This window comes from Polynucleobacter sp. 35-46-11 (genome assembly GCF_002281105.1).
In genome coordinates this window covers 1-10015 of record NZ_NCFJ01000069.1, presented here as the reverse complement: position 1 = coordinate 10015, position 10015 = coordinate 1, and the positions used below count along the sequence as shown (strand labels likewise).

10 protein-coding genes and 1 tRNA gene are annotated in these 10015 nt (G+C 43.6%); 8 read left to right on the top strand and 3 right to left on the bottom strand.

Annotated features, from left to right (window positions below; all coding sequences use genetic code 11):
- The 6 genes from B7Y67_RS07300 to B7Y67_RS07275 all read left to right on the top strand — a co-directional run.
- Positions 1-912: phosphate/phosphite/phosphonate ABC transporter substrate-binding protein (locus tag B7Y67_RS07300; RefSeq protein WP_293598070.1), on the top strand; the 912-nt coding region annotated here is incomplete at its 5' end.
- 67 nt (positions 913-979) lie between these two features.
- Positions 980-2056 (top strand): GGDEF domain-containing protein, encoded by a 1077-nt coding sequence (locus B7Y67_RS07295; RefSeq protein WP_293598069.1) that lies wholly within the window; start codon positions 980-982, stop codon positions 2054-2056.
- 389 nt (positions 2057-2445) lie between these two features.
- A complete protein-coding gene (locus B7Y67_RS07290; RefSeq protein WP_293598068.1) occupies positions 2446-3480 on the top strand; it encodes an HD domain-containing phosphohydrolase in 1035 nt (344 codons plus the stop codon).
- A 93-nt stretch (positions 3481-3573) separates the two neighbouring features.
- Positions 3574-4467 (top strand): pseudouridine synthase, encoded by an 894-nt coding sequence (locus B7Y67_RS07285; RefSeq protein WP_293598067.1) that lies wholly within the window; start codon positions 3574-3576, stop codon positions 4465-4467.
- A gap of 7 nt (positions 4468-4474) precedes the next feature.
- A complete protein-coding gene (dusA, locus tag B7Y67_RS07280; protein WP_293598066.1) occupies positions 4475-5557 on the top strand; it encodes a tRNA dihydrouridine(20/20a) synthase DusA in 1083 nt (360 codons plus the stop codon).
- 64 nt (positions 5558-5621) lie between these two features.
- A tRNA-His gene (locus B7Y67_RS07275) sits at positions 5622-5697 on the top strand.
- A gap of 84 nt (positions 5698-5781) precedes the next feature.
- On the opposite strand, the gene B7Y67_RS07270 is transcribed toward B7Y67_RS07275, so the two are convergent.
- Complete coding sequence (locus B7Y67_RS07270) at positions 5782-6270, bottom strand: tyrosine-type recombinase/integrase (protein WP_293598065.1); 489 nt, start codon at positions 6268-6270, stop codon at positions 5782-5784.
- 37 nt (positions 6271-6307) lie between these two features.
- On the opposite strand from B7Y67_RS07270, the gene B7Y67_RS07265 reads away from it, so the two are divergent.
- Both B7Y67_RS07265 and B7Y67_RS07260 read left to right on the top strand, forming a co-directional pair.
- The gene (locus tag B7Y67_RS07265; protein WP_293598064.1) at positions 6308-8158 is read left to right on the top strand and encodes a hypothetical protein; all 1851 of its coding nucleotides are present in this window, start codon (positions 6308-6310) and stop codon (positions 8156-8158) included.
- Positions 8159-8176: 18 nt separating this feature from the next.
- Positions 8177-9097: a tetratricopeptide repeat protein gene (locus tag B7Y67_RS07260; protein ID WP_293598063.1), complete on the top strand. Its 921-nt coding sequence runs from the start codon at positions 8177-8179 to the stop codon at positions 9095-9097.
- Positions 9098-9104: 7 nt separating this feature from the next.
- On the opposite strand, the gene B7Y67_RS07255 is transcribed toward B7Y67_RS07260, so the two are convergent.
- Both B7Y67_RS07255 and B7Y67_RS07250 read right to left on the bottom strand, forming a co-directional pair.
- Entirely contained in the window at positions 9105-9518 is a 414-nt protein-coding gene (locus B7Y67_RS07255) for a LuxR C-terminal-related transcriptional regulator (RefSeq protein ID WP_293598062.1), read from the bottom strand.
- The gene (locus B7Y67_RS07250; protein ID WP_293598061.1) at positions 9515-9820 is read right to left on the bottom strand and encodes a response regulator; all 306 of its coding nucleotides are present in this window, start codon (positions 9818-9820) and stop codon (positions 9515-9517) included. The genes B7Y67_RS07255 and B7Y67_RS07250 overlap by 4 nt, the downstream gene beginning before the upstream one ends.
- Positions 9821-10015: the final 195 nt, after the last annotated feature.

The following is a 10015-nucleotide window of genomic DNA, read 5'->3' as shown; positions in this document are numbered from 1 at the left end:
TTTTTTAAGATTTGCTTAATACAAATACAAATGAAATTTTTATCAGTGCCAATGAGATATCTTCAAGAAGTTTTCAAATTATCCGTTGGGTGTATTTTTTCTGCTGGAGCAGTTGGGGCTTATGCGGCCTGCCTGGGTGATCAGGCTGCAACCAAATCTCTTAAGGTTTATATCGTCCCTCAGCTTGCGGCCACGCAAATATATACACGTTGGTCCCCTGTTCTTAAACAGGTCGGAAGAGAGGCTAAGCAATGCTTTGAATTAATTGTTCCGACCAGCATTCCTCAATTTGAAGATGATTTGAATGCAGGTAAGCCAGATTTTGCTTTCATGAATCCCTATCATGCAACGATGAAGTGGCGAAACAATCAATACATTCCTTTAGTTGCCAGTGGCGATCCGTTTTTTGGCATTCTTACGGTGCAAAAAGACAGTAAGCTCAATAATATAAAAGAGCTTGGCGGTAGTCGTATTGCTTTTCCAGCCCCTAATGCTTTTGCTGCCTCTTTGCTCATACGCGCAACCTTGGCAAAAAATGGGGTGTCATTTGAACCGGTGTATGTAAAGACGCATAGCAATGTTTACCGATCTGTTATTCGTGGAGATGTGTCAGCAGGTGGGGGGATTCAGGCTACATTGATGGCTGAGTCACCTGAACTAAAGGCTGAATTACGTACCTTGATGGAGACGAAGCGCTATACATCCCACCCTTTTTCGGCAAATGCTCGAGTATCGGAACAGGTTCGCAAGAGCGTGCAAAGTGCTTTGCTAGGAATGGATCAGACGATCGAAGGTAGTGAATTGCTAAAAGGGGCTCAACTTGCAAAAATAATGGCAGTGAGTTACAAGACAAACTATCAACCTTTAGAGGGGTTGCGTTTAGAAAAATTTGTGGTGAGAAGTGCGGACTAAGCCGGGATCCACTTCTGCACACTCTGTCTTTAGCAAATTTATTGCTTGGTTTTCTCTGCTTGGGGTTATGCTGATTTCTGCAATTAGCATCTGGACTTACTACAACACCAATCAACTCATTCAAATTACTCAAGAGCGCAGGGAGATTGCACTTGGTAAAGGTTTAGAGCTTGCCGTTAGTGATTTAATTGTGACGCGTGACTATAGTCATCTTGAGAATGACTTGCGAGAAATCATGGGCAACGAAAATATTGGTTCAGTGACGGTAACTGATTTGAATGGTGCTGTGCTTGCCTACTTGGAGCGCAAGAAGGATGCAGACCCAGTCATCTCTAACTTTTCCATATCCAAAATTGATCTACCAAAGGACTTTACCGGTAAATTCCTGATTGAGAAAACCGATAATTTATCGCGCCTTTGGTACAAGATTGATCCCGGTATCCCGCTTGGGTGGATTCGGATGGAAACATTTGTAAGTATTGATGATGCTCTTCTTAGTAATTTGCGGATGAACATCCTACTATCTTTGCTGATTTTGTTCCTCGGTCTTTTCGGCGTTGCCATCATGCTTTTTTACCGAGCAAAACAAAAGACGCAGGAAGAAGAGCTGCGCCTCATTAATAGCAATGAAGTCCTTCATGATGCTGCCCATTTTGATTTCTTGACTAAGTTGCCAAACCGACTTTCTCTTAATGGTTTAGTCCAGACTGCAATGGCGGTAGCGAGAAAAGATTCCGATTTATTGGCCATTTGTTTTTTAGACTTAGATGGCTTCAAAGCTATCAATGATCGAATGGGGCATTTATCTGGTGATAACCTTCTCATTGCTGTTGCAGGCCGGATGAAGAAGGCGGTTCGTGATAGCGACTCAGTAGTTCGCCTCGGTGGAGATGAATTTGTCCTTCTCCTGGGTGGGATCAAAAATAAAGAGCAGTTGAATATTTTGCTAAAACGTATCCTGGAGTTGCTCTCATCTCCATTCATGATAGATGGTCAGAACGTATCTATTAGCGCCAGTATTGGGGCCACTATATATCCCGATAATAACGAACCCATCATCAATTTATTGGCGCATGCCGATGCTGCCATGTATGAGGCTAAGCTACAGGGAAAGAATGCTTGGTCTCTTTATCAAAAGTGTTGACATTACTGCCGCACCACAGCAAGTCACTTTTAGAAATATATTCGCTCTATAGCTAATAATCGGTTAACCTTGTTGAAATGAAGGCCCATTTCAAAAGAGTTTTGTAAGTCATGGAATTAACCAATCAAGTCATCTATCTGGGATTTGGACTGATTTTTTTTGGTTTGTGTTTTAGCCCTCTCCATGATTTGCAACATCAATTCAGCCTCCAAAGCTCAGTGCACTATTGGGCATTCTCTTTGGTAGCGATGACTTTATCCTGCTTTTTTTTCTTCCTGTTTCCTCTGGTAGGCGGGCTTACACTTACCTTTGGTAATTTGATGCAGGTTGCTGCAGGGGGTGGCCTCGGATTACTTTTTAAATCTCTTAATTCACGGATCAAAAAAAGCTTGTTAATTAGCTTTTGTGTTTCAATTTTGCTATTGGGCGTGGTGGCTGAATTCATACGTGCAAATAGCGCATATGATGTTCGAGTAGAATTGTTAAGTAGCACTTTAATCGCGCTATCACTTTGGCAGCTATATGAACTGGCTATTCAGTATCTAAGATCTAAATCTATTTATATATGGTTTTTAATTCTTGCGATTGCTGCGCAGATAGTTATTTGGTCTTATCGGATTTGGGTAGTTGATCAGTATTCCAGTTTTGATAGTCACAATAGTATTTATGATGAACACATACCAGAGTTTGTTGCTAGATTACTGGTGATTATCCTATACGCATTGATTTTTATCGCCATCGGAAATTATCACTATGATTGGCTAATTACTCGAGAACGAGAACGTAGGCAGGATAAGGAAGAGCAAATGCTAACTGCCCTTAAGAGTCTTGCTTCCGCCAGGGATATCAATACTGGAAATCATATTGTGCGAACTCAGAAATATGTGAAAGTCTTAGCTGAGCGCCTGAAAGAAATGGGCTATCGTTCCGATCTATTGGATGAGAAGGCGATTAATGCGATGTATCGCGCTGCGCCTCTGCATGACATTGGTAAGGTAGGTATTCCGGACAATATTTTGCTTAAAGCTGGCCCTCTCACTAGTGAGGAATGGGCGGTCATGCGGACTCATACTTTTATTGGAGAGTCGGTACTAAAAGCATCGGCAGAAAGCTTAAGGGTGAGAGATCGGGTGATTGAGAGCGCAATTCAAATTGCTGGAGGTCACCACGAAAAATGGGACGGCACAGGTTATCCTAGGGGGCTCAGTAGTGAAGATATTCCTTTAGATGCCAGAATTATGGCCTTAGCGGATGCGTACGATGCGCTGGTCACCAGTAGACCTTACAAAACTGGCTGGACTCATGAAGAGGCAGTTGAAGAGATTATTGGTAAAAAGATGACTCATTTTGACCCCACCATCGTGGAAGCATTTGTAATTGAAAAAGACGCCTTTAATGAAATAGCAAGGCGATACCAGGATTAATTAATTGGCGGGGCGCATACAATTAGCAGTGTTCTAGAGTGCTGAATCATTCGCTAATACGATGATGTTTTAATACTTTGTTGAGGTATATTTGTGGTATCTAATTCAGAAGGCATATCGCCATCGCGAGTGTATTTGCCTGCCGGTCAAGACCATCAAAACTTACTTGAATTTTTCAACCATCAGTTTCCGCACATCGATGCAACAGAGTGGGCGGCCCGTTTTAGCGATGGGCTGATCGCGAGTCTTGATGGGGGACCTGTCAAAGCAAGTGATCCTTATCGAACTGGCATTCACCTCATTTATTTTAGGCGTTTAGCGCGCGAGCCCATTATTCCATTTGAAGAGCACATTATTTTTCGGGATGAGCATATCTTGGTGGCAGATAAGCCCCATTTTTTGCCTGTCATACCAAGCGGTCTCTATTTGCATCAAACTCTACTCAATAGATTGAAAAAGAAAACGGGATTGCAGAAATTAAGCCCCATTCATCGAATTGATCGAGATACTGCTGGCTTGGTTATCTTTTCGGTTCAGCCCGATGAACGAGCCCAATACCAAAATCTCTTCAGAGATAAGTTAATCAAAAAAGTATATGAGGCGATCGCGCCCTATTCGGAGGATCTGCAGGCAAGACTTCCTTTAACCTACCGTAGTCGGATAGAAGAGTCTGAACACTTTCTTCAGATGGAGGAGGTGGAGGGAGATGCCAATACGGATACTCTGATAGAGCTGATTGAGGTGATGAAGCCCTGGGCTAGATATCGCTTAATGCCGGGTAGTGGCAAGAAACACCAATTACGCTGCCACCTTAATAGCTTGGGGATTCCGATAAAGCATGATCAGATCTACCCAATGCTGATGCCTTACCAAGAGTATGATTTGGATTTTTCAAAACCGTTACAGCTCTTGGCTAAAGAGATCCACTTTATAGATCCAATAACAATGCAAGAGAGATCATTTCAAAGTCAAAGAGAAATAAACTAACGCCTATATGATTTCTGCTGCCAAGAAACGTCTAGCTGTTGCCCCGATGATGGAGTGGACAGATCGCCACTGCCGTTCTTTTCATCGCGCGCTCACTAAAGATGCAGTGCTTTATACCGAGATGGTGACAGCGGGCGCTTTGATTCATGGGGATGTTCCGCGGCACTTGGATTACTCAGGGGATCAACATCCAGTCGTTTTACAGTTGGGTGGATCTGAACCTTCTTATTTAGCTAAAGCAGCAGAGCTGGCTCAGCAGTGGGCTTATGACGAGGTTGACCTCAATTGCGGCTGCCCTTCAGAGAGAGTCCAGCGTGGCGCATTTGGCGCATGCTTAATGGCTGAGCCGCAATTGGTGGCTGATTGTGTCATGGCCATGAAAGCCGTGGTCGATATTCCGATTTCTGTAAAGCATCGTCTTGGCTTAGATTCGATGGATGCCGCCAGCTCCGAGGCCGATTATCAATTCGCACTGAACTTTATTCTTGCGGTAGCGGATGCTGGTGCGAGTCAAGTCACTATTCACGCACGTAATGCAGTACTCAAGGGCTTGTCTCCCAAAGAGAATCGCAGCAAACCGCCATTGTGCTATGAAGTTGCCGCCAAGCTTCGTTTAGATGCGCAGAAACAATTCCCCAATTTAAAAGTCTTACTAAATGGTGGTTTAGAAACTAATGAGCAAATCGCTAGCCATTGGGATGACTTTGATGGCTTTATGGTTGGGAGGGCGGCTTACCATTTCCCTGCGATGTTATTGGGTTGGGATGATTTAATTAGCTCCGATGGTGAGGTTGCAGGCTATCTATTTAGCGAGACAGAGTGGCATCGAATCCAAATCTCATTGGTCAAGCAAGTTCAGGCTTGGTTTGATGAGTGCCAGGCAAAGAAGAAACCCTTTTATATTGGTGCATTCACAAGACATATTTTAGGCTTAGCCCATGGAAGGGCTGGTTCCCGTTACTGGCGCCAGCGCCTCTCTGATCATCATGCTTTGGCGAAAGTACAAAGCAAGGCAGAAATTGCCGACTTTTTCCTTAATGCCAGTCTGACCCTAGGTGATTGGGCTGCTTTCGATTTTGAGTCGGCTTAATAAGCTATTCAAGCTATTTTTGACAGGTTTTCAGCTCAAAAGCTATAATCTCAGATCTTCAGTGGCGGACGTAGCTCAGTTGGTAGAGTCCCAGATTGTGATTCTGGTTGTCGCGGGTTCGAGCCCCGTCGTTCGCCCCATATTCTATATGGGTTTGCCGTTAGTCACTGGGTTTTTATACATATAAAATTCCCATAAAAATTCCCAAATTGGGAATTGCATTTCTAAATTGCCCTGCGTTTTACCTCTTTTGTACGATCATAAATGCGTGCCGTAGTTTGCGGATTGGCATGAATATCGGGCAATCTGCCGTCATTCGATTGTTTAAATTGAGTGACATAGTAGGCGCGTAGATCATGAAAGGTAAACCCACCATCGATCACTTTCAGATCCTTGGCTTGGTTTACCAGCTTGCCCCACATACATTTAAAGCCTGCTGCCGTATAGTGCGATCCACGCTGAGTAGGGAATACATACAGCCCATCCTTACGGATAGTCTTTAATCGGTTAATCAGATCTTGCAAGGCATCACTAATCTTAATGACATCAATGACTTCCCCGCGTTTTCTGCCGCGCTGCTTGGCTCTCTTAATACGGATAACGCCTTGCTTCTCATCAATCTGCGTCCAGGCTAAATCTAGGCACTCGATCTTTCGGCTGCCTGCATACGCACAAAACTCTGCCACCATCGAAATCACTTTTCTCTGTGGCATTTTTTCTTGGCTGCATAGCCAATCAATAAATGCTGATGTGATTAGTGCTGGTGGAGTGTCTAGCAATGATGATCTTAATTACACTTTGGATGATGGAACTACCACTTCAAATGGAGTTGTTACATTTACAAATGTGGGTACTGGCAGCACTATGTCAGGTACAAGTAATTCTGAAATTATTTTGAATGCACTGACAAGTGGTAAAACCCTATCAGGTGCTGGCGGTGATGATATTTTGATTGGTAATATTGGGGCTGATACCCTCACTGGTGGAGCTGGAGCGGATATCTTATTTGGCGGTGGCGGGGTTGATACCTTTAGTTTTGCTACTGGTGATTCTGCGTATACGATATCTGGCAGTGGCGATGCAGGATCTATTTCGGGATTTGATATTATCAAAGACTACCAAACTGGATCTACTCAAGATATTTTAAGTTTACCAGGCACTGCTCGCTTGGCGAGTACGACTAACTCCAAAAATGGATCTGACTCAACCCTAACTATTTCAGGAAATCCAATTAGCTCTCATAGGATTGATAGCGGTAGGATGATTACATTTGATGATGCATCTAGTTTTAGTAGTGCTATACCGCTTACTTCTAACTCACACGTCGCTGCAGTTGTGGAATACCTCGGTTTGCAAGACTTTGGTAGTGCGGGCACCACAGTTGCTTTTACTGCGACTATTAATGGCATTACAAATACCTATATTTATACTCAGACTTCAAACAGTGCGGGAAGTGGTAATTTAATTGAGTTAAGTAACGTGGAGTTATCTGCGATTAGCACCAGCTCAAGCAATACTACCGATCGGGCACGTATCACCCCAATTGCATTCGATCTGAATAACGATGGAGTTGAGTATCTTCATAAAGATGCTGGTGTTCAGTATGACTATGACGGCAATGGAGAAAAGATCTCTACGGCTTGGGTTGCCTCTGAAGACGGCCTCCTAGCCAATCAAAGAGCTGATGGCAGTGTTAACGTTGTCTTTTCAACTCAAGCAGGTGAGACCGACTTGCAGGGCCTTGCTAAAGTCTATGACATCAATCACGATAATGTCTTTGATGCTAAGGATGCTGGCTTTAATGACTTTGGTGTTTGGCAAGATGCTGATAGCGATGGCATTGTGGATGTTGGAGAGTTCCTAACCCTTGCTGATCGCGGAATTGTTAGTTTATCTTTAACTTCTGATGGGGTTATGCATACGGCAGTTGACGGCGATGTCTTAATCTATGGACAAACTACTTACACCATGACCGATGGCAGTACTGGTATTGCCGAGGACGTAGCTTTTGCAGTCGAATCTGTTATGACCGATGGCAATGGTGTCCAGGATATTTACCAAATTGCCTCTATTGCCGATGGTGCACTCGCGATTGATGGCTTTAATATCAATGATGGCGACCATGTTGATTTATCCGCCATCCTCAATCCTGCTGACAGTGTTCGTTCAGTCATCTCAATTGATCAGGATGGGGTAACCGATTCTCACTCAACTATTACAGTCAATATTGGTGGTGTAGATTATGAAGTTGCCACTCTCTACGGTAAAGAAATCGGTGTACCTGATGCGCTCGGTGTTCATGCAGGCGGATCCGCATTAAGTGATGCCTTGCATGGAGCTAGCTGGACCGATGTAGTAGATATTTCAAGCGATCATGGAGGCCCTGCATCGATTTCTGCAGAAGGTGGAAGTCTCACGAATAGCTATAGCAATGAAGCTGGGGATTGGACTGTACAGATTAAATCTGGCACAGCGACTATTGATGCGGAGAATAAGGAGATTAATTTCACAAGCGATCATGCTCATAATGAAGCCATTATTACGACTGCTGATGGTACTTCCCACGAAATTTCCAATGTTGATAAGATTCTGTGGCATTGATTTATTATGGTAAAAAGCGTGGGTAAGAAGTTGAAGCTTGGAGGGACTAGTGAGAAAGCTGGCCCCCTCAAGAAAACGGCAGCCGCAAAGAAGGCTAAGAGTAATGTGTCACCTAAAAAGGCGTCCAGAACACCAATGTCTATCAGTATTAATAGCTCTCACACTCCATCTGAACTGCAGGCAAAGCTGATTAATGCTGAAAAGCTGCACCTCAAAGGCCAGCTAAAAGAAGCGTGGGCTTTATACCAGGAGATCTTGCGACAAGATCCCGATCACTATGCAGCTATTCATGGGATGGGCCTCATCGCCTCACAAATGAAGACCTTTCCCATGGCCATTAAGTTGTTTGAAAATGCCATTGCAGTGGATGGGAGCAATCCAAGAGCCTACAGCAATCTAGCTAATGCACAAGCGGCCGTGGGTGATAGTGAGCAGGCCCTTAAAAACTATGACAAGGCTTTATCCATTGACTCTGGATATGTAGATGCTATTAAAAATAGAGGTCTTGTTCGGGCAGAGCTAAAGCAATTTAAGAAAGCCTTGGCAGACTTTGCTAGAGTGCTTGAGCTTTCACCAGGATATTGGCGCGCTCATATCTATACGGCTAATGTTCTCATCTCGATGGGAAAGCTGGATAAAGCATTACATGCTTATGAGCTCGGATTATCTGCAAATCCTAATAGCGCAGCCCTATGTAATAACTTGGGGGCGATCTTATGCTCGATGGGTCGATTTAAGGTTGCTTTACCTAAGCTGGATAGGGCCATCAAAATCAATCCTCAATACGCTGAGGCCTTTAATAACAGGGCTGTAGTGCTGATTGGCTTAAAGCGCAATAAGGAAGCTTTGGTCAACTACGATCAAGCTCTGACTCTAAAGCCTGGCTATCAAGATGCAATTATGGGTAAATCCAAACTTCAGTCCAGCATGAGTTTGTAAGGCCCTATTAGTCGGTTGAGCGACGTTTAGGGTGATTATCCGCATCTTCTGTTTTTTGAAATTTTCCACAAAAGACATAAAGTTCCATACGATTACGCACGCCTAGCTTGTCGTAAATAGAAGCCAAATGGTTGCGCAAGGTATGTTCACTAATGTGAAGACTGTCAGCAACTTGCTTTAAGGTTTTCTCTGAATGTAACTGTATGGCGCGAGTGACTTTATCCTCCTTAGGAGTCAGTGAAGCCAATTTCATCTGTTCGCTAGTGAGCTCTTTAGGTAAGTTAGCTTGAGAGATTTGTAGCAGAATTCGAGAGGTAGCATTTCGATTGAGCCATAACTCACCCTCATGAATTTTTTCTATTGCCTTCAGAAGATTGCTTGTTGGCTCAGTTTTGCTAATCACTCCACGAGCGCCATTCACAAACGCTTGGTCATGAATTTCAGAATTTTTGATACCGGTATATACAATGATCTGGCTTTACAGGTTTTCAGTAGAGCGGAGATAAGCTCAATGCCACTTTCTTCATGGAGGTCGGGCTCGATGATGATTAAATCAGGATTATATTTAGCGGCTAATTTCAGGGCATCAGCACCATTTGATGAGGTCCCGCAAATTTCAATTTCACGATTGGACGCTAGAAGGTGGGTCACACCTAAGCGCGTAATTTCATGCGGATCTACAAGTTGAATTTTTATTTGCTTTCTTTTGACGGAAGAATTCATGGGCTATTTAAAGGTGAAATTATGAAGGGTTAGCGAGATAGGTGATGTGAGCTAAGCGGTGTAAGGGAGAAAATCCTGATGCTGGCAATGCTTTTAATTTTGATCCCTATCATTTTCATTTTATTGCTTGGTTAACCATCATTTGGCCGATTGTATGCCTGTCCTTGCGTGGGCGCTCTGCAGATGTTGGATGAT